At 46.9% G+C, this 24,587-nt stretch carries 21 protein-coding genes, 1 pseudogene and 1 riboswitch; of the genes and pseudogenes, 11 read left to right on the top strand and 11 right to left on the bottom strand.

What is annotated here, in order from left to right; all coding sequences use genetic code 11:
* Positions 1-31: 31 nt before the first annotated feature.
* The 3 genes and pseudogenes from BOQ04_RS11055 to BOQ04_RS04365 all read right to left on the bottom strand — a co-directional run.
* A pseudogene (locus BOQ04_RS11055) lies at positions 32-259 on the bottom strand (cell division protein ZapA); the annotation flags it as partial.
* Positions 234-515, bottom strand: coding sequence for a hypothetical protein (locus tag BOQ04_RS04360; RefSeq protein WP_076023557.1), 282 nt, complete (start codon positions 513-515; stop codon positions 234-236). The gene BOQ04_RS04360 and the pseudogene BOQ04_RS11055, both read right to left, overlap by 26 nt.
* A 110-nt stretch (positions 516-625) precedes the next feature.
* Positions 626-2,686, bottom strand: a complete 2,061-nt coding sequence (locus BOQ04_RS04365) for a TonB-dependent receptor domain-containing protein (RefSeq protein WP_076023558.1) — start codon at positions 2,684-2,686, stop codon at positions 626-628.
* Between the two features lie 134 nt (positions 2,687-2,820).
* A riboswitch (cobalamin riboswitch) is annotated at positions 2,821-3,036 on the bottom strand.
* A gap of 84 nt (positions 3,037-3,120) precedes the next feature.
* On the opposite strand from BOQ04_RS04365, the gene BOQ04_RS04370 reads away from it, so the two are divergent.
* The 5 genes from BOQ04_RS04370 to BOQ04_RS04390 all read left to right on the top strand — a co-directional run bounded on the left by BOQ04_RS04370 (position 3,121) and on the right by BOQ04_RS04390 (position 9,313).
* Positions 3,121-3,738, top strand: a complete 618-nt coding sequence (locus BOQ04_RS04370; protein WP_076023559.1) for a Crp/Fnr family transcriptional regulator — start codon at positions 3,121-3,123, stop codon at positions 3,736-3,738.
* Positions 3,739-3,879: 141 nt separating this feature from the next.
* Entirely contained in the window at positions 3,880-5,589 is a 1,710-nt protein-coding gene (oxc, locus tag BOQ04_RS04375) for an oxalyl-CoA decarboxylase (RefSeq protein WP_076023560.1), read from the top strand.
* Between the two features lie 35 nt (positions 5,590-5,624).
* On the top strand, positions 5,625-6,875 hold the full coding sequence (frc, locus tag BOQ04_RS04380; RefSeq protein ID WP_076023561.1) for a formyl-CoA transferase: 1,251 nt from the start codon (positions 5,625-5,627) through the stop codon (positions 6,873-6,875).
* Between the two features lie 256 nt (positions 6,876-7,131).
* Positions 7,132-8,379, top strand: coding sequence for a formyl-CoA transferase (gene frc, locus BOQ04_RS04385; protein WP_076023562.1), 1,248 nt, complete (start codon positions 7,132-7,134; stop codon positions 8,377-8,379).
* A gap of 1 nt (position 8,380) precedes the next feature.
* Positions 8,381-9,313, top strand: coding sequence for a methionyl-tRNA formyltransferase (locus BOQ04_RS04390; RefSeq protein ID WP_076023563.1), 933 nt, complete (start codon positions 8,381-8,383; stop codon positions 9,311-9,313).
* On the opposite strand, the gene BOQ04_RS04395 is transcribed toward BOQ04_RS04390, so the two are convergent.
* From BOQ04_RS04395 to metG, 5 genes are all read right to left on the bottom strand, one after another.
* On the bottom strand, positions 9,310-10,545 hold the full coding sequence (locus tag BOQ04_RS04395; RefSeq protein WP_076023564.1) for an MFS transporter: 1,236 nt from the start codon (positions 10,543-10,545) through the stop codon (positions 9,310-9,312). The genes BOQ04_RS04390 and BOQ04_RS04395 overlap by 4 nt on opposite strands.
* Before the next feature lie 47 nt (positions 10,546-10,592).
* Positions 10,593-11,444, bottom strand: a complete 852-nt coding sequence (gene panC / locus BOQ04_RS04400) for a pantoate--beta-alanine ligase (protein ID WP_076023565.1) — start codon at positions 11,442-11,444, stop codon at positions 10,593-10,595.
* Entirely contained in the window at positions 11,441-12,304 is an 864-nt protein-coding gene (locus BOQ04_RS04405; protein ID WP_076023566.1) for a segregation and condensation protein A, read from the bottom strand. Before BOQ04_RS04405 ends, panC begins: the two co-directional genes overlap by 4 nt.
* Entirely contained in the window at positions 12,297-12,485 is a 189-nt protein-coding gene (locus BOQ04_RS04410; protein ID WP_076023567.1) for a DUF3460 family protein, read from the bottom strand. Before BOQ04_RS04410 ends, BOQ04_RS04405 begins: the two co-directional genes overlap by 8 nt.
* 150 nt (positions 12,486-12,635) lie before the next feature.
* Positions 12,636-14,306, bottom strand: coding sequence for a methionine--tRNA ligase (gene metG, locus BOQ04_RS04415; protein ID WP_076023568.1), 1,671 nt, complete (start codon positions 14,304-14,306; stop codon positions 12,636-12,638).
* 145 nt (positions 14,307-14,451) lie between these two features.
* Between metG and BOQ04_RS04420 the strand changes: the two genes are divergently transcribed.
* From BOQ04_RS04420 to BOQ04_RS04435, 4 genes are all read left to right on the top strand, one after another.
* A complete protein-coding gene (locus tag BOQ04_RS04420) occupies positions 14,452-15,291 on the top strand; it encodes a formate dehydrogenase accessory sulfurtransferase FdhD (RefSeq protein ID WP_076023569.1) in 840 nt (279 codons plus the stop codon).
* Between the two features lie 61 nt (positions 15,292-15,352).
* Entirely contained in the window at positions 15,353-15,919 is a 567-nt protein-coding gene (gene dcd / locus BOQ04_RS04425) for a dCTP deaminase (protein ID WP_076023570.1), read from the top strand.
* A 12-nt stretch (positions 15,920-15,931) separates the two neighbouring features.
* Positions 15,932-16,846: an ion channel gene (locus tag BOQ04_RS04430; protein WP_076023571.1), complete on the top strand. Its 915-nt coding sequence runs from the start codon at positions 15,932-15,934 to the stop codon at positions 16,844-16,846.
* Positions 16,843-19,092, top strand: coding sequence for an arginine/lysine/ornithine decarboxylase (locus tag BOQ04_RS04435; protein WP_076023572.1), 2,250 nt, complete (start codon positions 16,843-16,845; stop codon positions 19,090-19,092). The genes BOQ04_RS04430 and BOQ04_RS04435 overlap by 4 nt, the downstream gene beginning before the upstream one ends.
* An 89-nt stretch (positions 19,093-19,181) precedes the next feature.
* Here BOQ04_RS04435 and argH read toward each other — a convergent pair whose 3' ends face one another.
* Positions 19,182-20,600 (bottom strand): argininosuccinate lyase, encoded by a 1,419-nt coding sequence (gene argH / locus BOQ04_RS04440; protein WP_076023836.1) that lies wholly within the window; start codon positions 20,598-20,600, stop codon positions 19,182-19,184.
* A 43-nt stretch (positions 20,601-20,643) separates the two neighbouring features.
* Between argH and hemC the strand changes: the two genes are divergently transcribed.
* Positions 20,644-21,600 carry a hydroxymethylbilane synthase gene (hemC, locus tag BOQ04_RS04445; RefSeq protein WP_076023837.1) on the top strand — a complete coding sequence of 319 codons (957 nt, stop codon included), beginning with the start codon at positions 20,644-20,646 and terminating at the stop codon, positions 21,598-21,600.
* Between the two features lie 14 nt (positions 21,601-21,614).
* A complete protein-coding gene (locus BOQ04_RS04450; protein WP_076023573.1) occupies positions 21,615-22,421 on the top strand; it encodes a uroporphyrinogen-III synthase in 807 nt (268 codons plus the stop codon).
* A gap of 20 nt (positions 22,422-22,441) precedes the next feature.
* Here the strand turns inward: BOQ04_RS04450 and BOQ04_RS04455 are convergent, their stop codons facing one another.
* Complete coding sequence (locus BOQ04_RS04455) at positions 22,442-22,858, bottom strand: chorismate--pyruvate lyase family protein (protein WP_198929282.1); 417 nt, start codon at positions 22,856-22,858, stop codon at positions 22,442-22,444.
* Between the two features lie 120 nt (positions 22,859-22,978).
* Positions 22,979-24,514: a DEAD/DEAH box helicase gene (locus BOQ04_RS04460; protein ID WP_076023574.1), complete on the bottom strand. Its 1,536-nt coding sequence runs from the start codon at positions 24,512-24,514 to the stop codon at positions 22,979-22,981.
* Between the last annotated feature and the right edge of the window lie 73 nt (positions 24,515-24,587).

Genomic DNA, 24,587 nt, shown 5'->3' on the forward strand with positions numbered 1-24,587 from the left:
CAGAGTTGAGATTGGTAGTGCTTTGGTCTTGCGAAGGTTGTGCGCTTGCTTGCAAGGTAATGAGATCGCCTGCAATTTTAAGAGCGGCCATCATGCTGGCGCGTTCAATACTGCGATTGCCGCCATTGATAGCAAGTTTGATTTGTTCATCCACTAAAGTGCAGGCAGCGCGCAACAGCGGTTCATGCTCGGCGCTAGTGGCCAAGGTAATTTTTTGACCGGCGAGAGTTACCTCAATGCGTTGTTGGCTCATTGTCATCCTCTGGATTGGTTGGGGCAACCGCTTCGCCAAGTAAGTTCAGCTGGCGGCCATCGCTTTGTTCTGGCAGGCGACTCAAAATATGTTGTATGCGTTTTTGCGCATCTTCAATTTTGTTCTCGAGTTGAGTACGATCTAGATTGAGTTTTTTAACCGCTTCAGTGGCCAGGGCAATTTTTTCAGCCACGCGCGCAATGACAGCACTTAAGTTATCCATAGTTACCTCGTTTGGGGAATGAGGGGTTTGCTCGATCATATTGGCATTGTAGCCTTAGGAAAAGCTCTTGGCAGGAGGCCGACCCCCCTGGCAACATTGGACTATGTTTTTCTTTAGGGAAGGGCCCCTAAATAGGGGTCCTTAGAGGTTTACTTCATTGCGTAGCGAATTCCCACGAAGACATTGGAGCCCATAGTGTTGTAACCATAGGTCAATTGATATTGCTTATCGAAAATATTGTTCCAGCGGGCAAATACAGTCCAATCTTTTTCAAATTCATAACTTGTATATAAGTTAAATATAGAGTAGCCCCCCATTTGTCCGCTATAAGGCGCAAAAGTTGTGGCATCAAATCCAGGCATGTCTTGTCTTTGCCCCGAGAAAGTGCCGCCAAACCCAGCAATCAATCTCTGATATGCATATTCTGCTGAGGCATTCCCAAAGGTGCGTGCTCTTTTATACAGAGTGGTATCAGCAGTAACATTTTCAGGGTTTTCTTGATCAATCGATCCTTTTAATGTGAAGTTACTAACTTTTGCCATCCCACCAAAGGATATGCCAGTGATATGGGCGTATCCGACATTATTAGCGCAGCCGCCAAGAAATTGAATGGCTTGTGCCGTGCACCCAACCAGGCCTGATTGAATCATATTGCTGATGCTGTTGTCGTAGGCAACTAAATGAGCCTCATAGTTGCTTGTGTCATAGTGAATCCCTATTTCAGTATTTTTACTTTTCTCTGGAAGAAGGTTGGGATTTCCGTATCCTGGGTAATACAGGTCATTGAAGCTTGGCGCTCTGAAGCCAGTGCCGTAATTAATGTTTACTCGCCATTCTTTGGTGAAAAAATAACCATAAGAAATTGCCCCTGTTGTTTGAGGGCCGTAGGCTGAAATACTGTCATTACGAATAGAGATATTTGCTAGATTATCGCCTCGTTTGAGTTGATATGATGCTGCTATTGAATTGGTGTCCCTCGTCTGACTAAAGCCTGTAGATGGCCCTGTTGTCGAGCTTATTCCATTATTAAAGTTGTAATCAGCAACAGAGTTATATTGCAGTGATTTCACGCTTTGAGTTCTTCTTTCACCCAAAATCTGCAAAAGATCGCTGCCTAAGCTAATGTCGTTTTGCCATGTGTATAAGTTTTGATTGGTATTAATGTATGGGCTATAGGCTGGGCTATATGGCGTTGCGTCTTGAATGGATTGTCCATTGTTATTTGAAATCGATGCTTGTAATGAGCTTTTCCAGATATCAGTGATTTGATTTTTTGAAAACAGTGTGTAAATCCCAATTTGTGAAATCGTATTTTGGGCTTGTTGCGGACCTGGGGCTCCAGAGACCATGCCTGTAGACCAACTGGAATTATTGTAGTAGTCGAGGGTATTAAATTGGGGTACCTGTGAGTTCATACGACTTTGCATCATCTGAAATCCAAATGTTTGCCCCTGAGCCCATTCTTGTGAAAGCTTTCCGGTAACACCATTTTGTACATAACCTGTTTTCATGGCCGTTAGTGCAAACGGATTATTGCTAGCAACGCTATTAAAGCCTGTTGATAGTGACTCACTAACCCCCAATGAATAACGAATTTTTTGATCGCTATCAGTCGAGCCATAAATGCTAGCGCTACTAACGCTGGTTCCATAGGTGCCATATCCAGTAGATGCGCTTACCTTGGCGGGCCCATTGCCATCCTTGGTAAAGATCTGCACTACACCGCCAATGGCATCAGCACCATACAGACTACTTTGTGGGCCAAAGACGATCTCGATATGATCAATTAAGGGCAGGGGTATGGATTCCCATGTAGGCCCACCATTAAAGGCGGAGTCTGATCGAACACCATCTATTAATACAATGCTTTGTGAATTAGAGGTTCCGCGAAGAAACACGGATGCTCCTGAGTTTCCGGAGCCACCCGACCCATTGGTTATTTGGACTCCTCTTTGTCTTTGAAGTAAATCTACTAGACTGGTTTGCCCAGCTTGTTCAATTTCCTCACGGCCTATGTAGTCGTAGTCCGCCAATACATTAGTTGCCAAAGTTGGCGCTCGATTGGCGGTGACGAGCACAGGATCCATAGGGTTGGGAGCTGTTGCTACTGTGACGTTTGCGGAACTTTGAGCAAAGGAATTGATGGATGGGATGCAAATTACCGCGCCACAAAGTAGTGCGCATATTTTGATGCTGAACTGCTGCTTCATATTGAACCTTCTGCCTTCGAATCGCCAAGCTAACTTCCCCGTAAGCTGGGCCGAACAGAATTTCACAGGCAGGGGTATAGACGTCAATTGGGCGCAGGGGCGCTTCATCGGCGTGCGAAAGTTCCCCGTCCGCAAAAATTCCACCTGTCTTGGCCGGTATCCGGGCTAGTAAATCTCAGAATCTGGCCTTCCCATGCAATTGACGCGCACAGTGGCTCATTCAGACTCCTGACACCCAAAATTGCAGCTTAAGGGCGCATTTACTTACCGTTGCGGGGGCAGCACACGTTTAGTGTTTCCCGTTTAACTTTATTGCACTGCAATAAAGCACCACGACCCAGCTATTATAGCTTAATGGACAGCGGGTTTTTATAACTCTTTCACAGGTTTTACCCTGAAAAAGCCTACAATGGAGCCTCTAGGATTGAGGATTCATGACAGTATTAGATAAGCACCCCGAAAAAAACCTGATTCGCTTGCAGCTGAGCCAAAACTCGGTTTTAAAAAGCTTGGATGCCCAATCCATGGCCGATTTAGAACGCTGTTTAGAGATTTCGGATTTAAAGAAATCTGAAATCCTGCTCCATCAAGGTGATCATCAAATGGAGCAATACTTTGTTCTAGATGGCATCCTCAAGCGCATTGTTTCCAGTCCAGATGCAAAAGAAATGATTTTGCGATTTGCGATCGAAAAGGACATTGAGACTAGCTATGCTGCTTGGCGTCTCAAGACGGCCGCCCCATACAGCATTGCTTCGGTTACTAAAGCGCGCGTAGCTCGTATGCCGCTTAAAAAATGGGCTGAATTTCTTGAGCAACACCCGGTTTTAAAAGAAAGCTTTGAATTTGAAGTAATGCGCCTCATGAGCGAAATCATGGCGCATACCATCACTCTTCATATGCTTGATGCCCCGGGTCGGGTAGAGCGTTTCTTGAGAAAGTATGAGCCACTCTTCGACTTGTTGCCGAAAAAAGAGTTGGCCGCTTACTTAAATCTGTCACCTGAGACTTTGAGCAGACTCAAAACCAAGCACGCCGAACTTTTCATATAAGTTTTTTCCCTGCCGCCCCCTCATTTCGGGGGAAGTTGACCAAAGTCAATGATGAAGCTTTACCTCAGGCCTAAGATTCATCACAGTCTGGGCGGGAGCATTTAAATTCCCCTGGAAATACTAACAACCTAATGAATTCCTATGACAACAGATAATCAATCCCCACAGTTAACCGATGGCTTTCACTTAGTAATCGAAGCCCTCAAAGCAAATGACATTGAAAATATTTTTGGCTTAGTTGGCATTCCAATTACCGATTTGTGCCGTTTAGCTCAAGCTGAAGGTTTGCGCTTTATCGGCTTCCGTCATGAGCAGCACGCCGGTAATGCCGCTGCGATTGCTGGCTACATGACGCAAAAGCCTGGTATTTGCATGACTGTTTCTGCGCCTGGTTTTTTGAATGGCTTAACAGCATTAGCAAATGCAACAGTCAATTGCTTCCCAATGATTTTGATCAGCGGCTCCAGTGAGCGTGAAATCGTTGACTTGCAACAAGGTGACTACGAGGAGATGGATCAGCTCAATGCTGCCAAGCCTTACGCTAAGGCTGCTTATCGTATTAATCACATCGAAGATATCGGTATCGGTTTTGCGCGCGCAATTCGTGCGGCAGTTTCTGGTCGTCCAGGAGGCGTTTACTTGGACTTGCCAGCACAATTGCTCAGTCAAACCATGCCTGTCGAAGAGGCCAAAAAGTCTATCTTCAAAGTAATCGATCCAGTACCACGTCAAATTCCTGCTCCTGATGCAGTTGAGCGTGCGCTCAATGTTTTAAAGGGCGCTAAGCGTCCATTGATTCTCTTGGGTAAAGGCGCTGCTTATGCTCAAGCGGATCAACAAGTACGTGATTTGATTGAAAAATCAGGCATTCCATATTTACCAATGTCGATGGCTAAGGGTTTGTTGCCTGACAACCACCCACAATCTGCTTCAGCAGCACGCTCTTATGTATTGGCTGAAGCGGATGCCGTATTGCTCGTTGGTGCTCGCTTGAACTGGTTATTGGCGCATGGCAAGGGTAAGACTTGGGGTAAAGAGCCGAAGAAATTTATTCAGATTGATATCCAAGCAAACGAAGTCGACAGTAACGTACAAATCGATGCGCCATTAATTGGTGATATTGGTTCCTGTGTTGGCGAGTTATTAAAAGGCATAGCGGCTGTTCCAAAGCCAAGCGCGGAATGGTTAAAGGCGATTGCTGAGAAGAAAGATAAGAACTTAGCGAAGATGGCTGAGACGCTGGCTAAGGAAGTGTCACCAATGAACTTCCATGGCGCTTTGCGCGTGATTCGTGATGTTGTTAAAAAGAACCCAGATATTAATTTGGTAAACGAAGGTGCAAATACACTCGACTTCTGCCGCGCAATTGTAGATATGTACAAGCCACGTAAACGTTTTGACTCTGGTACATGGGGCATCATGGGTATTGGTATGGGCTACGCTATTGGTGCTGCTGTAACTAGTGGCTTGCCAACCATTGCAGTTGAGGGTGACAGTGCTTTTGGTTTTAGCGGTATGGAATTAGAAACAGTTTGTCGCTACAACTTGCCAATTACTACTATTGTCTTTAACAACAACGGCGTATATCGCGGTACTGACGTGAACCCAACCGGCGGAGCTGATGTTGCGCCAACTGTATTCGTGAAAGATGCTCGTTACGACAAGATGATTGAGGCATTTGGTGGTGTTGGCTACTATGTAACAACACCCGCAGAATTGGAAGCAGCATTAACTGAAGCGATTGCAGCTGGCAAGCCTGCTTTGATTAACGCAGTGATTGATGAAACAGCCGGCACAGAAAGTGGGCGTTTAACCAACTTAAATCCATCTACTGCTGCAGCTAAAGCTTAACTATATTTGTTACACAAATTCAAGGAGAAACAACAATGACTAAACCATTAGAAGGTATTCGTATTATCGATTTCACACACGTGCAAGCAGGTCCTGCATGTACTCAATTGTTGGCTTGGTATGGTGCTGACGTGATCAAAGTGGAGCGCCCTGGTTCTGGTGACGTAACACGTAGCCAGTTGCGTGATATTCCTGGTGCTGATGCTTTGTACTTCACCATGTTGAACGGTAATAAGCGCTCTTTAACTTTGGATACAAAGACTGCCGAAGGTAAAGAAGTATTGGAAAAAATGATCAAGACTTCCGACGTCATGGTTGAGAACTTTGGCCCAGGCGCCTTGGATCGCATGGGATTTTCTTGGAAGCGTATTCAAGAATTGAACCCAAAAATGATCATGGCCTCAGTAAAGGGCTTTAGCGATGGTCATTCATATGAAGATTTAAAGGTATATGAAAACGTAGCGCAATGTGCTGGTGGTGCTGCTTCCACAACTGGTTTCTGGGATGGTCCTCCCACTGTTTCTGCTGCTGCATTAGGTGATAGTAATACAGGTATGCATTTGGCGATTGGTATTTTGACTGCATTGATGCAGCGTCAAAAAACTGGCAAAGGTCAAAAAGTATCTTGCTCAATGCAAGATGCTGTTTTGAATTTGTGCCGCGTGAAGTTGCGCGATCAACAGCGTTTGGACAAAATTGGCTACCTCGAAGAGTACCCACAATACCCACACGGCTCATTCTCTGATGTAGTACCACGTGGTGGTAATGCTGGCGGCGGCGGTCAACCAGGTTGGGTTCTCAAATGTAAAGGTTGGGAAACTGATCCAAACGCCTACATTTACTTCACAATTCAAGGCCATGCTTGGGAGCCAATCACTAGAGCGATTGGTAAGCCAGAGTGGGCTACAGATCCCGCTTACATGACTGCAGAAGCTCGTCAGGATAAGATTTTTGACATCTTTGCAACTATTGAAGATTGGCTCAAAGACAAGACTAAATATGAAGCGGTAGATATCTTGCGTAAGTTTGATATTCCTTGCGCCCCTGTATTGTCAATGAAAGAGTTGGCTAATTCACCAGACTTGCGTAAGAGTGGTTCGATTGTTGAAGTTGACCACAAAGTACGTGGCAAATATTTGACCATTGGTAGCCCAATCAAGTTCTCCGATTTGGAAATTGAAGTTGGCCCTTCACCAGTCTTGGGTGAGCATACTGATGAAGTATTGGCTGACCTTGGCTATGGCAAAGAAGAAATTGCCAAGTTGCACGAAGCTAAAGCGGTTTAATTACCGTCTTTAGTAAGCACGATTTCTTAGTGCTGCACAAAAGGCGCTCCTAGTGAGCGCCTTTTTCTATTTTGCAGGCATTTCCAGCCCTCAAACCAGCAAGAAATTCATGAAAACCCGTCTTTCTTGCCTTGTAAACCCTACATAGGATTCTCCCTAGGTTATGCCCAAAAACAGGGCATCCATGATATTTTGAGATTTGCCGCTGGTAAAATTGGCTTAATTCAAAAATTTCAATCTTATTAGGACTTAAACCATGGCAAAAGCACTAGAGGGGGTCAAAATCCTCGACTTTACGCACGTTCAATCGGGACCAACCTGTACGCAATTGTTGGCTTGGTTTGGCGCTGATGTAATCAAGGTGGAGAAATCAGGGGAGGGCGATGCTACCCGTAGTCAATTACGTGACATTCCGGATGCCGATAGTTTGTATTTCACGATGCTCAATCACAATAAGCGTTCCATTACCGTTAATACTAAAACTCAACGCGGTAAAGAAATCTTGGAGCGTTTGATTAAAGAATGTGATGTACTGGTTGAGAACTTTGCACCTGGTGCATTAGATCGTATGGGTTTTTCTTGGGAGCGCATTCAAGAGCTCAATCCAAAAATGATCATGGCTTCGGTTAAGGGTTTTGGCCCTGGTCCATACGAGGATTGCAAGGTTTATGAAAACGTCGCGCAATGTGCGGGCGGTTCTGCATCTACAACTGGTTTTGATGATGGCCCACCCATGGTCACCGGCGCACAAATTGGCGATAGTGGTACCGGCTTGCATTTGGCATTGGGTATCGTTACTGCACTTTACCAGCGCACCCATTCTGGCCGCGGCCAAAAAGTGTTGGCAGCTATGCAAGATTCTGTATTGAACTTGTGTCGCGTGAAGTTGCGTGATCAACAGCGCCTTGAGCGCAACGGTACGATGAAAGAATATCCACAGTATCCGAATGGCACCTTTGGTGAGTCAGTACCTCGTGCTGGCAATGCCTCAGGTGGTGGTCAGCCCGGCTGGATTTTGAAGTGCAAGGACTGGGAAACTGATCCAAACTCATATATTTATGTGGTGGTGCAGGCCCCAGTGTGGGAGGCAATTTGCAAAGTAATAGGTCGTGAAGACTGGATTACTGATGTACGTTTTGCATCACCAATGGCGCGTTTGCCGCACTTGATGGAGATTTTTGCTGAGATTGAAAAGTGGACGATGACGCTCTCCAAGTTCGAGGTAATGGATATTCTGAATAAATATGACGTTCCATGCGGCCCCATTTTATCGATGAAAGAGATTGCAGAAGAGCAGTCATTGCGTGATACAGGGACTATTGTTGAAGTAGATCATCCGATTCGTGGCAAGTATTTAACGGTTGGCAATCCAATTAAGATGTCGGATAGCGAAACTGAAGTAACACGCTCACCACTGCTGGGTGAGCACACTGATGAAATTCTCAGTGAGCTTGGATTTACAACGGATGAATTGATTTCTCTGCGTCACGATAAGGTCATCTAATATGCGGGTTGCATTGATTGGTAGTGCGGATTTTGGTAAGGCAACTCTCGAAGCTTTTTTGGATCGCGGCGATGAAGTGGTAGCTGTTTTCTGCCCACCTGATAACCCCAAATCATCCAAGCCTGAGGCGCTTAAAGCGGCTGCCATAGCTAGGGGTATTACCCCTTTGCAGTTTGCTTCTCTAAAAGGAGCGGATGCTGCTCAAGCAATGATTGATAGCAAAGCGGATATTTGCGTCATGGCTTATGTGTTGCAATTTGTGCCTCAGGAATTGGCAAAGCTGCCGCCTCATGGCACGATTCAGTATCACCCCTCTTTGCTGCCAAAATATCGTGGTCCCAGTGCCATTAACTGGGCGATTGCCTTGGGCGAAGAGAAGACTGGCTTAACGATCTTCCGTCCTTCCGATGGCTTGGATGAGGGTGAGGTGATCTTGCAGAAAGAGGTCTCCATTGGCCCAGATGACACTCTTGGAAAAGTCTATTTTGATCATCTATTCCCCTTAGGCGTTCAAGCCTTGCTTGAGGCTGCTGATTTAGTGGTTGCTGGCAAACACCAAGAGCTCGTGCAAGATGAATCACTGGCAAATTATGAGGGTTGGTTTGATGCTAACGCTGCCAAAATTCATTGGGCAACTCACATTGGTCAGATCTACAACTTAATTAGGGCCTGCAATCCAGCGCCTGGTGCCTGGACCAAGTTTGGCGAGCAAAAGGTGCAGATTTATGACTGCCATAAGCATGTTGCGGCCACCTACGGGGCTGTGAAAGGCAAGCCTGGGGAGGTTACTCAAATTACTTTGGACTCTTTCTTTGTGGGCTGTCATGGTGGTCAGATAGAGGTTCTGAAGGCGAAGGGGGCTGCAGCCAAGGTGAATGGTGCTGAGCTTGCAAAAGAGTTAAAACTCGAAGTAGGGCAGTTTTTCGAGCTCTAAAATTTGTGCTTAAAGCGCCAATAGAGCGTGCTGGACACGGCGATCAGGCATGTTGCTGAAATCGCCAGTGACCAATGAATTCCAATCATGCCGCCTAATAGGCCAACAGTAATACCAGCCCCTGCACGCATACCCAGTGCTGACATATTAAATAAGCCAATCACTCTGCCACGAATCTCAAGTGGCGCATTGAGTTGCACAATGGTTTGAGCCATTGAGTTAAATGAAAGCTCAAAAAAGCCGCCAATAAATAGACAGAGGATTGCCAAAAGATATTGCTCAGATAGGGCAAAACACAGTAGGGAAGCGCACCATAAGACAGCCAGTCCAATCGCAGTAATGGGGCTTGTTTTCAGAATGCCCCCACGACTTTCAAGCAGCAAACCTGCCAGTAATGCGCCGGCAGCATCAGCCGCCAGTAAGGTGCTATACAGAATGCCCGGATCGCCATGCCCTAAATCTTGAGCAAAGCCTGGCATTTGCGCTTGATAGCTATTGCCAATGAAAAATGATGAAGCACCCGCGAGCAAAATCATTGAAGTGATTTTGTGCTCATGGGCAATTTCTTGAGCGGTGATGAAGATATCTTTAAAGCCTTTAAAAGCCCTCGGCGGTGCAATGGGGGAATCTCTAAATTTGGGTCCGCAGGGGGCGTTCATCAGCCAAATCAGATTGGGTAGATAGAAGCAAGCGTTGAGGATAATGCCCACTTTTGGCCCCAGGCCAAGCATCATGAGGGCGCCAACCGCTGGACCAACTAATAGGCCAAGATAGCGAGCCGTTGCTAAGAGGCGAATTCCGCTAGGCAAATTCGACTTACCAACTACGTCATACAGAATAATTTGAGTGGAGGTCATCCACAGTACGCCGGAGCAACCATGCAACACTAAAAGAGCCATTGCCTCCCATAGTTGCAGAGAGTCTGTGAGGAAGAAATAACCCCAAGCAAGTGAGCAAAACATGAACATCAACATGCCAATTTGAATTAAGCGGCGCGGATCAAAGCGGTCTGCAAGGGCGCCAGCTGGGACTGAAAAGACCAGATAGGGCAACCAGTGAGAAATGACTGCAAAGCCACCTAACTCTGGAGAATGAAACTGTTGAAACATCATCCAATAGCTAATGACATGCTCTATGTTGTCAGCCATCATGGTTAGCAAGAACGCGCTAATTAAGAAGCGATATGCTGGAATGCGAAGCGCCGCGAAAGAGGGTGGGTGTGTTGTTGACATCCTAATTTCTGCAGGCTAGCTCAAGTCAAAAACTTTTAGATAAAGCTTTAGATTTCTAAGTTGTCGATGAGCCTGGTATTGCCAATTTTGGCAGCGGTCAAAATGACGAGTGATTCACCATTTTGCAGGCTTTCATCTGAAGAGATAGATAAATCAATTTGCTGACGGATGGCGATGTAATCAGGTTGCCAGCCACGTTTCACTAACTGCTCAACGGCCTGCTTTTCAATTTGACTCAGAGAGGCGCTATTGCGATCTTTTAAATCCAATACTTGATGGCGCACCTCATTGAGAATGCGTTGTAAGTGCGGGGCTTCTACACGTTGCTCAGGCGTTAGGTAAGAATTGCGTGAGGAGAGGGCGAGACCATCGTCAGCACGAATCGTTTCGCCAGGAATAATATCGACTGGCAATGCAAATTGCTTGGCCATCTGACGAATGATCATCAGCTGTTGGTAATCCTTTTTGCCAAATACTGCCACTTTAGGTTGTACGCAAGAAAATAGTTTTAAAACAACGGTGCAAACCCCTTGAAAAAATCCTGGACGGAACTCGCCCTCAAGAATTTTTCCTAGTTGCTCGGGAGGTTCTACGCGATATTCTTGCGGCTGGGGATAGAGATCGCGCTCTGTTGGGGCAAATAAGATATAGACCCCTTCTTTTTCTAGCTTATCGATATCGGCTTGCATAGTGCGCGGATAGCTGTCGAAATCTTCATTTGGACCGAATTGCAGGCGATTTACAAAGATGCTAGCAACCACCGGGTCTCCATGTTGCCTCGCAAGGCGCATTAAAGAGAGGTGGCCCTCATGTAGATTACCCATAGTCGGTACAAATGAGGCTCGATTTTGTCCGCGCAAGTGATCGCGCAGCTCCTGAATATCGCTAATTATTTTCATGCGCTAGGTGTGTAAGCAAGTCGCACGTAGATTGGTGCATAGGGTTCTGCTTGGGTAATTTCTACGAGCGCTTCGCGCGAGAGCTCTAACATCGCGATGAAGTTCACAATCACCACGGGTACGCCTTTGCCAGATTTGATGGCTTCTTCAAAAAGTTCACCAAACTCTACAAAGCGGGTGCTCTGCAGGCGGCGCAAGATACGCGTCATAAAGTCCCGCACTGAGAGTTCTTCGCGTGTAATGGTGTGGTGTTGGTTGAGTTTGGCGCGATGCAAAACATCTCGCCAAGCCATTTGTAGATCGTCTAAGTTGACCTCAGGCCATGTGATGGCAACAGTGGTGTCAACATGACCATGTGCAATTTGAAAATCGCGGCCTTGTTGAGGTATTTGATCAAGTTCTTGAGCAGCCAATTTCATGCGCTCGTATTCAAGCAAGCGGCGTACTAATTCTGCGCGAGGATCTTCTACCTCTTCATCGCTATCTGCCTTCTTCATTGGCAGAAGCATGCGCGATTTAATTTCGATTAGCATGGCTGCCATCAATAAGTACTCTGCGGCAAGCTCTAAATTGTGGTGACGAATTTGATCGATATAACTTAGGTATTGTTGGGTCACCTGCGCCATCGGGATGTCAAGCACATTGAAGTTTTGCTTACGAATTAAATAGAGCAAAAGATCAAGAGGACCCTCAAATGCCTCAAGAAAAACCTCCAAAGCATCCGGTGGGATATAGAGATCGGTAGGGAGCTTGAATAATGGCTCACCATAGAGTTTTGCAAAGGCCGATGACATCCCATCAGTAACTGATGGAGTGCTATCCAGTAAATCAGATATCGGCTGGGCGCTTGGCTCAGTCATTCGAGTAAACGTAAGAGCGTTGCTTTAATTTGGCGACTTTTGCGCGGCGCAAATCCTCTGCAGTTTGAGGCTCTTGATCCCAGAGGAGGGCGCGGCCTGCTTGCTGCTCGGCTTCCAGCTGGGGCTTCTCGGATTTCAGCTCATTTAAGAACGTAGTGAATTCGGACTGATAACGTGCCATCATGTTTCCTAAAATACTCAATTAATTCAATAACTTATAAAATTACTATGACCCCAAGCAGGGGCAGCCTCCATCATTATTAACGATTTTTATAGCGGCGGAAGCGACTTGGCCTTAATTGACCCAAAAAAAGCCGTTTTTGCCCGATTTCTACTGGTTTGCCAGCAGTAATGCATCGATTTGAGGCGCCTCTACACGAGTCATTAGGTGCTTGTAGGCATGAATGGGATTTTTGCTTGAAAGAGGTGTATTCACGTCTTTCCAGCTCAGTGATGGGATGGAAAGGAATTCTTCTACACCAGTGGCTACTTGAGGGATGACCGGTTTGAGATAAAGCGTCAGCAAGCGGAAAGCCTCTAAGGTCACACTGCAAACCGGTTGAAGTTCAGCTTCACGGTCTGGGCTTTTGGCAATCTCCCAAGGTTTGTTCTCATCAACAAAGCTATTGACCTTGTCGGCTAATTCCATAATGCTGCGCAATGCCTTGGCATACTCACGACCCTCGTAAAGCTGGGCAATTTTTTCGCTAGCACCTTTAATCTCTATGAGCAGAGGGTGGTTCATAGCTGCATCAGAAACGACGCCACTAAAGCGCTTGACTAAGAAGCCTGCGCTACGACTCGCTATATTGATGTACTTGCCCAATAGATCGCTATTGACTCTAGCAACAAAATCCTGAAGATTAAGATCCAAATCTTCCATGCTGTCATTAAGTTTAGTAGCGAAGTAGTAGCGGAACCATTCTGGATTAAAACCAGACTCAATTACGCTGTGCGCTGAGATTAATGTACCGCGAGACTTACTCATCTTCTCACCATCGACGGTAAGGAAGCCATGGGCAAACACATTGGTGGGAGTGCGATAGCCGGCGAACTGCAAAGTGGCTGGCCAAAATAAGGTGTGGAAATAAAGAATATCTTTGCCGATGAAATGATATTGCTCGGTAGTGGTCTCTGGTTTAACCCACTCGTTAAAGTCTAGGCCTTTGCTTTGGCAGTAATTGAGAAAGCTGGCATAGTAACCAATCGGAGCGTCGAGCCATACATAGAAATACTTGCCGGGGGCATCTGGAATTTCAAAGCCGAAGTAAGGGGCATCGCGGGAGATATCCCAGTCGCCAAGCTTGCTTTCACCAAAATTGCCAACCCACTCTTTCATCTTATTGCGGGCTTCGGGCTGAAGGGGGGTTTTCACTTGCGTCCACTCGCGTAAGAATGCCTCGCAACGGGGATCGGAAAGTTTAAAGAAATAATGGTCTGAAACTTTTTTAATTGGAGTGGCACCACTGACTACTGAAAACGGATTTTTAAGATCCGTGGGCGAGTAAGTTGCTCCGCATTTCTCGCAATTGTCACCGTATTGATCTTTGGCACCGCATTTAGGGCACTCGCCTTTAATAAAGCGATCAGGCAAGAACATTTCCTTGACGGGATCGTAGGCTTGCTCAATAGCCCTTTTCTCAATTAGTCCAGCATCACGTAATTTGAGATAGATGCTCCGAGAAAGTGTTTCATTTTCGGGGCTATCAGTCGTGTAGTAGTTATCAAACGAAATTAAGAAGTCATCGAAATCACGCTTGTGTTCTTTCCAAACATTGGCGATAAGTTCTTTTGGTGTGAGACCTTCTTTTTCAGCGCGCAGCATAATCGGCGTGCCGTGAGTATCGTCGGCGCCAACATAATGGACTTCGTGTCCACGCATTCTTTGGTAGCGAACCCAAATATCAGTTTGTATGTACTCAACCAAATGCCCAATATGGATTTGACCATTGGCGTAAGGAAGAGCGGAGGTAACAAGAATGCGGCGTTGGGGGCTACTCATAACAACGGTTTGACTCAAAATAAAGGTGAATACAGGATTATGAGCCTAAGACTGGCTCTGAGCAGCCATTTTAGACTGCGGTTAAAGTAAACCCTCGACAATACCTTGTTTAAATTAAACTGAGCCCTCTAAAAGAAAGCGCATCATGGCTGTAGCACCAAATATCACCCTGTCTCATGCCTCCATCCCGCTTGTGCACGAAGTCGAGGTGATTGATGAGCTCGGGCGCCATAAAACGACCTTTATTCCAGGGGAGCGTCCTTTAACTATTTATCTGGATAAGCGTGAGGTGGTGACCCTGATGACCTTAGGGAGCGCCCCTGAGGCTCTGGTTTTGGGATATTTGCGTAATCAGCGCCTAGTTGAGTCTCCGGATGATATAGAGAGCATTCAAGTGGATTGGGAAACGGAATCTGCTGCAGTGAAGACGCGTCGCAGTACTGTTGATATCGATGCGCTTACTAGTAAAAGGGTGGTTACTACCGGTTGCGGGCAGGGCACTATGTTTGGGGGGCTCATTGATGAGATTTCAGATATTTCCCTGCCGGATGGCCCCCAGTTAAGCCAAGAGGCGATTGTGAGTCTGATCGATGCTATTCGCACTCATGACACCATTTATAAAAAATCAGGGTCAGTTCATGCCTGTGCCGTATTTGAGCGGGCTGGTGAAGGTCAAGTTCGCCTTTTGTATTTTATTGAGGATGTTGGTCGCCATAATGCCGTTGACTCTATTTCTGGCTTGATGTGGCTTGCTAATAAAGCAGGTAGAGATTTGATCTTCTTCACCACTGGGCGTCTAACTTCAGAAATGGTTATTAAGGGCGCTCAAATGGGGGTCCCATTTCTGATGACCCGTTCAGGAGTGACTTTAATGGGTCTGGAATTGGCTCGCAAGACCAATTTAACGATTCTTTCGCGTTGCTCTGGCAAGCATTTTGAAATCTATCACGGGCCACAGAGGGTGGTTTTTAGCTCTGCCTCTTAAAGAGATGTCCTCAGTGTGCAAATTATTGAGCTAATACCTGCGAAGGTTTTACAATTTGGGTATGACTATTAAATCCGACCACTGGATTCGCCGCATGGGCGAACAAGGCATGATCAGCCCCTTTGAACCTGGCCAAGTCCGCCAGGATGCTTCTGGGCAAAAAATCGTGAGTTATGGCACCTCTAGCTATGGCTACGATATTCGCTGTGCTGACGAGTTCAAAATCTTTACCAACATCAACAGCACAATTGTTGACCCAAAGAATTTTGACGAACAATCCTTTGTCGACTTCAAGGGACCGGTTTGTATTATTCCCCCGAATTCATTTGCATTAGCTAGAACAGTTGAGTATTTCAAGATTCCACGTAGTGTCCTAACTGTTTGTGTTGGGAAGAGCACCTATGCCCGCTGCGGCATTATTGTCAATGTCACACCCTTCGAGCCAGAGTGGGAGGGTTACGTTACTTTGGAGTTTTCCAACACCACACCACTACCTGCAAAAATCTATGCTGGCGAGGGATGTGCGCAAGTATTGTTCTTTGAGAGTGATGAAGTTTGCGGCACCTCTTACAAAGACCGTGGTGGCAAGTATCAGGGTCAGCGGGGCGTTACCCTGCCGAAGACTTAAGTCTCCACGGCAGTGGACGAATTTCACTTTGGTAACCGCAATCAGCGGATTAACCTTGAGGAATATCAAGCTACATTAACGCGATCAACCACCGCGCGTCCTGAAAATAATTTCTATCACTGGCTTCTTGGAACTACCTGGACGCGCTTTCTAATACTGGTCGTCCTCGTTTATTTATGTACTAATGTTTTATTTGCATTGGCTTACCTTGCCTGTGGTGTCGGCGCGATCACCAATACTGAGCCCGGTTCTCTGATTGATCTTTTTTACTTCAGTGCGCAGACGATGTCGACTATCGGCTATGGGCAGATGACTCCGGTCGGTCACTGGCCAAATTCTATTGTTACTTTCGAGGCTTTTTTTGGGATTGTCTATTCCGCTTTAACTACGGGTTTGGCTTTTGCACGCTTTACACGGCCCACTGCTGGGGTGCACTTTTCTAAGGTTGCTGTGGTCGGTTTGCATAACGGCATGAAGAGTTTTAAATTTCGTCTTGCAAACGTGCGCCGCTCCCATATTGTCGAGGCGCAGTTACGCCTTTGGTTGGTTTCCGAGAGTATGACTGCGGAGGGTGAGCGTTACCACCGCTCCATTGAATTACCCCTGCGTAGAGCTGAAAACCCTGTCTTTTCGATTATGTGGACAGCGATGCATAGTCTCGATAGCGCTAGCCCCTTATTGGAGTGCTTTATGTCAGGAAGCGCTAATCATCAATGGCATTTATTGGTCACATTTACTGGTTACCATGAGAGCCTTGCCAATCAAGTCTATGCTCGCCATGTTTACTTGCCTAAGGATGTGCAGCAAAATGCAAGGTTTGTCGATATAGTCACGGTTTCGCCTCAGGGTAAGCGGGTAATTGATATGGCCAATTTTGAGAAGTGGGTTCCGAATTCTTCGGATAAATTAGTAGGGGAGTTTTTATGAAATTTCGTTTCCCAATCATTATTATTGATGAGGATTTTCGTTCCGAGAATATTTCCGGATCTGGTATTCGTGACTTGGCAGAAGCCATTGAGCACGAAGGTATGGAAGTCATTGGTCTGACCAGTTATGGTGACCTGACCTCTTTTGCCCAACAGGCTTCTCGCGCCTCATCATTCATTGTGTCGATTGATGATGAAGAGTTTGTTTCTGACTCAGAAGACCATGATTTACCGGCACTCAATAATTTACGCGCATTCATTACTGAAGTGCGTAAACGCAATGAAGATATTCCAATCTTCTTATATGGTGAGACCCGAACATCACGCCATATGCCAAACGATATTTTGCGCGAGTTGCATGGGTTCATTCATATGAATGAAGACACCCCTGAATTCGTGGCGCGCCATATTATTCGTGAAGCCAAGGTATATCTCGACTCTTTGGCGCCACCATTTTTTCGAGCACTCACAAATTACGCTTCAGAAGGCTCTTACTCTTGGCACTGCCCTGGCCACTCCGGCGGCGTTGCTTTCTTAAAGAGCCCTGTGGGGCGGATGTTTCATCAATTCTTTGGTGAGAACATGCTCCGCGCTGACGTTTGTAATGCCGTCGAAGAATTAGGACAACTTCTAGATCACACTGGCCCAGTTTTGCAAAGTGAACGTAATGCTGCGCGCATCTTTAATGCCGACCATTTATTCTTTGTAACAAACGGAACCTCTACTTCAAACAAGATTGTTTGGCACTCAACCGTTGCTCCTGGCGATGTTGTGTTAGTTGATCGTAATTGTCATAAGTCAGTCATTCATTCGATCACGATGATGGGCGCGATTCCAATCTTCTTGATGCCGACCCGCAATCACCTCGGCATCATTGGCCCCATTCCAAAAGAAGAATTCGAATGGCAGAACATCAAGAAGAAAATAGATGCTAATCCATTTATCAAGGATAAAAATGTAGTGCCGCGTGTGATGACGCTGACACAAAGCACCTATGACGGTATCGTGTACAACGTCGAAATGATTAAAGAGATGCTTGATGGCAAAGTGGATTCTTTGCATTTTGATGAGGCATGGTTGCCGCACGCTGCTTTTCATCCATTCTATAAGGATATGCACGCGATTGGCTCTGATCGCAAACGTACCAAGAAAAGTTTAATGTTTGCCACTCAGTCAACTCATAAGTTGCTGGCAGGGCTCTCACAAGCTTCGCAAGTCTTAGTACAAGATGCTGAAGATACTAAGCTCGATCGAGATTGCTTCAATGAAGCGTATTTGATGCACACCTCTACCAGCCCGCAGTACGCCATTATTGCTTCATGTGACGTATCGGCTGCCATGATGGAATCTCCTGGAGGCACTACCTTGGTTGAGGAGTCGATTGCTGAGGCAATGGACTTCCGCCGCGCGATGCGTGAGGTGGATGATAAGTTTGGAGCAGATTGGTGGTTCAAGGTGTGGGGTCCGGATCACCTTGCTGAAGAGGGTATTGGTGAGCGTTCTGATTGGGTGCTGGAACCGAATGCTAACTGGCATGACTTTGGCGGCGTGGCCCAAGGCTTTAATATGCTTGACCCCATTAAAGCAACGGTTGTTACACCTGGCTTAGATATTGAGGGTAACTTTGGCTCGATGGGTATTCCAGCAAGCATTGTGACTAAATACTTGGCTGAGCATGGTGTGATCGTTGAAAAATGCGGTTTGTATTCTTTCTTCATTATGTTCACGATTGGTATTACCAAGGGACGTTGGAATACCTTGGTAACTGAGTTACAGCAATTTAAAGATCACTTTGATAAGAATGCCCCTCTATGGAAAGTGCTTCCAGAGTTTGTGGCGAAGCATCCGCGCTATGAGCGCGTTGGTTTGAAGGATATTTGTCAGCAGATTCATGAGTTCTATAAAGGCCGTGATGTAGCCCGCATGACCACTGAGATGTATACCTCAGATATGGTTCCAGCCATGATGCCTGCTGAGGCATGGGCAAAGATGGCTCATAAAGAGGTTGACCGCGTACCTTTGGATCAATTGGAGGGGCGTGTTACCGCTATGCTAGTGACGCCATATCCTCCAGGTATTCCGTTGCTCATTCCTGGTGAGCGTTTTAACAAACGCATTATTGACTACCTCTACTTTGCGCGTGATTTTAATACCCAGTTTCCTGGATTTGAAACTGACATTCATGGCTTGGTAAAAGCTGAAGTGGATGGTCACGCCGAGTATTACGTCGATTGTGTGCGTGCTTAGAGTCATTGCATTCTCTTCGTAGCTGTAATCCCATTAAAAAAGCCCAAGGCAATCACGTCTTGGGCTTTTTTCTAAGTGGTTCGAGCGCCTTACAAGCTAATGCGCCCCTGCTTAACGGCTGCTAGTACTTGACTGGGCGCAGTTCCGCCAGCATGGGCACGGGATTGCACTGAGCCATCAACTGTGAGTAGTGCAAATACATCATCACCCAATAGCTCTGGGCGATTATCTAGACCACATGCAAACCGAAGTTCAGCAAGACTCAGGTCTGTCAACATGCAGTTTCTGCCAACACAGGCCTTAACAGCGTGAGCAACGGCTTCGTGTGCATCGCGAAAGGCTAGTCCCTTCTTAACGAGATAATCAGCTAGGTCGGTAGCGGTAGCAAATCCTTCTTCAGCCGCAGCTTTCATGACTGCGGCTTTCACCTCAATATGGGGCACCATGTCGGCAAAAATACGTAAGGTGTCTTGCACGGTATCAACCGCATCAAACAAAGGTTCTTTGTCTTCCTGGTTGTCTTTGTTGTAGGCAAGGGGCTGACTCTTCATCAGCGTTAATAAAGAGATGAGATCTCCATAGACGCGACCTGTTTTACCGCGTGCGAGCTCTGGTACATCTGGATTTTTCTTTTGCGGCATGATGGAGCTACCAGTACAGAAGCGATCTGGTAAATCAATGAAGCCAAAACGCGGGCTCAGCCACAGAACCAATTCTTCAGATAGACGTGATACGTGCATCATCAATATCGAAGCAAAGGCACAAAACTCAATTGCAAAATCTCGATCCGATACGGCATCGAGTGAGTTATTGCAAATGCCATCAAATCCCAAGGCCTGCGCTACTTGCTCGCGGTCAATCGGATAGCTGGTGCCTGCTAATGCCGCTGCACCGAGTGGAAGGCGATTAAAGCGAGCGCGCAAATCACTTAAGCGGCTTGCATCACGACTAAACATTTCAAAATAGGCCATGAGGTGATGGCCAAAGGTGATAGGTTGCGCTACTTGCAGGTGCGTATGTCCTGGCATGATCGTGCCCGCATGTTTTTCAGCAAGATCGAGGAGGGCGGTGCGCAAAGTTTTTAGACTAGTTGCAATTTCGTCTACGCTAGCACGCAACCACAGGCGTAAATCAGTCGCCACTTGGTCATTGCGTGATCGGCCAGTGTGCAGGCGTTTGCCAGCATCACCCACTAATTCTGTTAAGCGCGCCTCAATATTGAGATGAACATCTTCTAGGGCGAGTTGCCAATTGAATTGACCAGCTTCAATTTCAGCCAAAATTTGAGCCATACCACCTTGGATATCAGCCAGATCCTGGTTGCTAATAATTTTCTGATTCGCTAGCATTTGTGCGTGGGCTAAAGACCCTGCAATGTCAACCAAGGCAAAGCGTTGATCAAAGCCAATGGAGGCGGTATAACGCTGGACTAATTCAGTGACGGGTTCAGCAAAGCGAGCCGACCAGGCTTGGGCTTTGTTGGCTAAGGAATTTTTAGATGAGCTCATAAACACAGTATATTGGTGTAATTCAATGATCATTTTAAATGCTATGTCGCAAACCCCCGTTTCTCCCCCAAGTCGTCTCGTCATTGCCTCTCGTGAGAGTCGTCTAGCCATGTGGCAGGCCGAACACGTCCGAGATTGTCTAAAAAGTCTCTATCCTGCATGTGACGTGCAAATTTTGGGGATGACCACCCGTGGCGACCAAATTTTGGACAAAGCGCTCTCAAAAGTGGGTGGCAAAGGCTTGTTTGTGAAAGAGCTAGAAGCCGCCTTAGAGGATGGTCGCGCCGATTTGGCGGTACATTCCCTCAAAGATGTCCCAATGATCATGCCTGAGGGCTTTGAACTTGCCTGCGTGATGGCGCGTGAGGATGCCAGGGATGCATTTGTATCAAATGACTATGCCAGCTTGGAAGATTTACCTGCGGGAGCGGTGGTGGGTACCTCCAGCCTGAGGCGTGAGTCCGTTCTGCGCTCACGTTTCCCTCACTTAAAGATTGAACCCTTGAGGGGCAATTTAGATACCCGTATGGGTAAATTAGATCGTGGCGAGTATCAAGCCATCATTTTGGCGGCCGCTGGTTTAAAGCGTTTGGGCCTAGAGAGTCGCATTAGAGCTTATTTACCTTATGACCCCTATACCCCAGCAGCGGGCCAGGGCGCCCTAGGAATTGAGATGTTGAGCGCACACCCCCAGATCAAGCATTGGCTTGCTCCCCTCAATGATTTACCTACCTTGTTAGCAGTTTCTGCTGAACGCATGGTTTCCCGTCAATTGGGCGGGTCATGCGAAGTGCCTCTAGCGGCCCATGCCACCTGGAATCAAAATCAAATGGAGATTCGTTCTTTTGTGGCTAGCATTGATGGCAAGGCTGCCTGCATGGCACGCTCAAGCGCTATGGTCAAGACCGTTGCGGATGCTGAGGCATTGGGTTTAGCAGTGGCGCAAGATTTGATCGGACAGGGTGCGGCCAAATTATTGCCCCATGGCTTACCCGGCTAAATTAGGCGTCTCACATGGGTACTAAAACCATTGTAGTGACCAGGCCAGTAGGGCAGGCTACTCAATTAATAGAAGCGATGCGAGGGCAGTTTCAAGGGGCTACTACTCAGATCCTATCCCTGCCTTTATTAACGATTGCGCCCAAAGCAAGTAAAGACTTAGGCGATCAAATTCTAGAGGCCTTGCAGGATGCTGATTTAGCTATTTTTGTGAGTCCAAATGCAATTGATTGTGTCATGCGTTTAATCGGGGGTGGTTGGCAAGCGATATCAAAAGCCATCGTTCCTATTGGAGTAATGGGTGGCAGTAGTCACGCTGCACTCGTTGATCATGGTATTGGCCATGAAGCTGCGCCTACCCCAATTATTTTTCCTCGACAAAATAAGCAATGGGACTCTGAAGGTTTATGGGCAGAACTGCAATTACTCTACCCTCATTGGGTGGGACGTAAGGTGGTGATTTTTAAGGGTGATGGCGGGAGGGATTGGCTGGCCGATACACTAAAGGATGCTGGAGCAAGCGTTCAAGCAATCTCTGTCTACACCCGCACCCCTTTGGATATTGAAAGCCCCGCTTGGGCTGCTATTGGTGATTTAGATATGGCGCAGTCACTCTGGCTTTTAACTTCCTCAGAGGCGGTGCGTTATTTGGGTGCAGCAATCAAATCGCACCTGCATCAGGATTTAGGTGCTGCAACAGCCCTGTGTCCTCACATTAATATTGCGCAAGCAGCTAAAGACGTCGGTTTTGGTCGGGTGCTAGGATGCGATCCGGGTGATGAAGCTTTGATTGCCGCCAGCAAAAAATGGCTTAATAATTAAGCAGCGCCGGTAAAAATACTTCACTCACCAGTAGTGGATGCCCCTTTAGCTTGTAAAGGGTCCGCCTTGACCAGACCGGTGTGGCTAGGGAGGGATACTTTTTTTGGCAGATCCTCCAAAAACAATCTCTTTTTTTCTAGAAAAGCAATTTTACGAAGCGCTTTTTTCTTGGTACTTGTTCGCGACTTTGCAAACAGTACGGCGCCCAAAGGTTTAGTGCCTAAACGTAAGACAGATTGATTGCTGCCGCTCAAGCTTGGGGTGGGGATGATGCTGCGCGCCATTACAAGGGCTTCTCCATTAGCACAGAGTAAAACCTCGCGTATCCGACAGCGCTTGATCTTGAAATGAAAATAGCGACTTTCGTCGCTATTTAGATCTTGTCGACCATCGTTTAAAACCAAAACTTCTAGTTTTTTGGTAAATGGCTCGCTCAATTTGTTGAGTTAATGATCCGGTATCACTTAGCCAAGACTGCCACTCGCGTGGCGCTTGATGAATCCCACCGGAATCGACTCGATTCCAAAAAGAACGGAGGCGACGACGGTGAGTCAATGTTAGCTACCGCTAAAGTTTCTACGTTGACCACCTGTTTTTGGTTTCGCAAAACGCGGACCAGCGGATGGACGCGAATCCCCGGAGCGTGCTGGACGTGAGTCAGCAGAACGCGCAGGGCGTGAATCACCGAAGCGATTGCCTGGACGTGAGTCACCAGCAGGGCGTGGCTCAGATGAGCGCGCTGCAAAATGATTGCCGTCTGAGCGACCACCACCAGAGCGAGACTCTGAACGTGCGCCTGAACCGTAACGACCGCCACCACCAGAGCGATTGCCACCGCCTGGACGACCGCCACCAGGACGACCACCGCCACCACCAAAACTAGGCTTGGCTTGTGGCTCAAGGCCGGCAATGACTGAAGCAACAATATCTTGCTGTGTAAAGCGTTCAATGTTCCTGATCTTAGCGCGATCACGATGCTCAACGAGGGTCACTGCTACTCCGCTACGACCAGCACGTCCCGTTCTACCAATGCGGTGCGTATAGTCTTCAGGCTTCATTGGTAAACCAAAGTTAATCACGTGAGTAATACGAGGTACATCAATACCACGAGCAGCTACATCAGTCGCAACTAAAATTTTGGTGTGGCCTTTACGCAGTGACTCAAGGCGACGCATACGCACAGCTTGAGGCATTGCGCCATGCAGTGCGGTTGCTTCGTAACCATTGGCACGCAATGTATCAGCAATTTTTTCGCTCTCAACTTGAGTGCTAGCAAAGATCACCGCTTGATCCAAAGTGGCATCTGCCAAAATGTGCTCTAGCAATTTATGCTTGTGTGAGACGCTATCAGCCCAATGCAATTTTTGCTCGATGTTCGCATGTTTCTCACCTGCGTGAGCTAGTTCAATCCGTTTGGCGTTTGAAGTTAACTCATTTGCCAAAGACATAATCTTTGGTGCAAAAGTGGCAGAGAACATCAAAGTTTGCGTGCGGCCAGCACAGCGTTTATCAATTGCCTCGAGATCATCAGCAAATCCCATATCGAGCATACGATCGGCTTCATCAATTACGAGTTGTTTTACATCATCTAAGCGAATTGCTTTACTGTCGCACAAGTCGAGCAAACGACCTGGGGTTGCAACAACGAGGGATGCACCTTTGATGGCCTGAATTTGCTTGCCGTAAGGCATGCCACCCATCACAGTTGCAATGCGAATGCCTTTAAAGCCGCGAACTAAGTTCACCGCATCGGCTGTAACCTGTTGTGCCAATTCACGGGTAGGGCAGAGTACCAACACCTTGGGTTGAGCGCGACCTGGAACAGGTGAGTTGTTTGGGTTGTCTTCGATTAGTTGATTAATTAAAGGCAATAAAAAGGCTGCGGTTTTACCGCTACCGGTTTGACTGCTGACCAATAAGTCACCACCAGCAAGCGCGGCAGGAATAACCTGAGCTTGCACGGCAGTAGCTTGGGTATAACCCAGCTCAGCAACGTTTTTAAGAAGTGGCGCTGCCAGCTTGAAAGACTGAAAGGCCGTGTCTGTGTTTTTTGAGTCCGTGGACTCGTGATTGGTTTCTTTAGAAAAAGTCATGCTATTACACATCCCCTTTGAGGGATGTCTCCGTATGTTGCACCCATTGTTTTTTATAGGGTGCGATGGTCAA

The organism is Polynucleobacter sphagniphilus (assembly GCF_001953355.1).
In the GTDB taxonomy this organism is placed as follows: domain Bacteria; phylum Pseudomonadota; class Gammaproteobacteria; order Burkholderiales; family Burkholderiaceae; genus Polynucleobacter; species Polynucleobacter sphagniphilus.

Bases quoted from the DNA above. Each gene is read 5' to 3' on its own strand.
- BOQ04_RS04360 (WP_076023557.1), bottom strand. From the start codon at position 515: ATGATCGAGCAAACCCCTCATTCCCCAAACGAGGTAACTATGGATAAC.
- BOQ04_RS04365 (WP_076023558.1), bottom strand. From the start codon at position 2,686: ATGAAGCAGCAGTTCAGCATCAAAATATGCGCACTACTTTGTGGCGCG.
- BOQ04_RS04370 (WP_076023559.1), top strand. From the start codon at position 3,121: ATGACAGTATTAGATAAGCACCCCGAAAAAAACCTGATTCGCTTGCAG.
- oxc (WP_076023560.1), top strand. From the start codon at position 3,880: ATGACAACAGATAATCAATCCCCACAGTTAACCGATGGCTTTCACTTA.
- frc (WP_076023561.1), top strand. From the start codon at position 5,625: ATGACTAAACCATTAGAAGGTATTCGTATTATCGATTTCACACACGTG.
- frc (WP_076023562.1), top strand. From the start codon at position 7,132: ATGGCAAAAGCACTAGAGGGGGTCAAAATCCTCGACTTTACGCACGTT.
- BOQ04_RS04390 (WP_076023563.1), top strand. From the start codon at position 8,381: ATGCGGGTTGCATTGATTGGTAGTGCGGATTTTGGTAAGGCAACTCTC.
- BOQ04_RS04395 (WP_076023564.1), bottom strand. From the start codon at position 10,545: ATGTCAACAACACACCCACCCTCTTTCGCGGCGCTTCGCATTCCAGCA.
- panC (WP_076023565.1), bottom strand. From the start codon at position 11,444: ATGAAAATAATTAGCGATATTCAGGAGCTGCGCGATCACTTGCGCGGA.
- BOQ04_RS04405 (WP_076023566.1), bottom strand. From the start codon at position 12,304: ATGACTGAGCCAAGCGCCCAGCCGATATCTGATTTACTGGATAGCACT.
- BOQ04_RS04410 (WP_076023567.1), bottom strand. From the start codon at position 12,485: ATGGCACGTTATCAGTCCGAATTCACTACGTTCTTAAATGAGCTGAAA.
- metG (WP_076023568.1), bottom strand. From the start codon at position 14,306: ATGAGTAGCCCCCAACGCCGCATTCTTGTTACCTCCGCTCTTCCTTAC.
- BOQ04_RS04420 (WP_076023569.1), top strand. From the start codon at position 14,452: ATGGCTGTAGCACCAAATATCACCCTGTCTCATGCCTCCATCCCGCTT.
- dcd (WP_076023570.1), top strand. From the start codon at position 15,353: ATGACTATTAAATCCGACCACTGGATTCGCCGCATGGGCGAACAAGGC.
- BOQ04_RS04435 (WP_076023572.1), top strand. From the start codon at position 16,843: ATGAAATTTCGTTTCCCAATCATTATTATTGATGAGGATTTTCGTTCC.
- argH (WP_076023836.1), bottom strand. From the start codon at position 20,600: ATGAGCTCATCTAAAAATTCCTTAGCCAACAAAGCCCAAGCCTGGTCG.
- hemC (WP_076023837.1), top strand. From the start codon at position 20,644: ATGTCGCAAACCCCCGTTTCTCCCCCAAGTCGTCTCGTCATTGCCTCT.
- BOQ04_RS04450 (WP_076023573.1), top strand. From the start codon at position 21,615: ATGGGTACTAAAACCATTGTAGTGACCAGGCCAGTAGGGCAGGCTACT.
- BOQ04_RS04460 (WP_076023574.1), bottom strand. From the start codon at position 24,514: ATGACTTTTTCTAAAGAAACCAATCACGAGTCCACGGACTCAAAAAAC.